Annotated in this window: 1 pseudogene; it reads left to right on the forward strand. The window is 40.2% G+C overall.

Features of this window, described 5'->3' with window-relative positions:
* Nucleotides 1-366, forward strand: a pseudogene (locus tag B3759_RS07365) (hypothetical protein); the annotation flags it as partial.
* Between the last annotated feature and the right edge of the window lie 39 nt (nucleotides 367-405).

Below are 405 nucleotides of genomic sequence, written 5' to 3' on the forward strand. Positions count from 1 at the left end.
TTTGATTTTGAAGATTTTATCGTCCTTCGCGAAATTCCCTCCAAAGAAATCATACGCGGCCTTTTAGGCACATTCGATTCTTCGAATACATCTCCTGTGATGCGATCCCCCTCTGATTTTATCCATTTTACTCGGCCCGGTTTCTATAAAGTGTTCGTATCAATTATGGTAACGTCAATTACAAAAGGCGAGTGCCTCCTAACTACAGAAACGCGAATAAAATGCACAGATAGAAAAACAAAGCGGCTATTTCTTCCCTATTGGATATGCATCCGGTGGGTAAGTGGTATTTTACGGCTACGAATGCTAAATCACATCAAGAAAATTTCTGAACAGGGCGGAGACATTAATGTCTCCGCAAGATGAGTTTTATCAGCGTCATTTTATTTAGCTATGTTTTCGGAG

Origin of the sequence: Acetobacter sp. UBA5411 (assembly GCF_002409645.1) — a bacterium.
GTDB lineage: Bacteria > Pseudomonadota > Alphaproteobacteria > Acetobacterales > Acetobacteraceae > Acetobacter.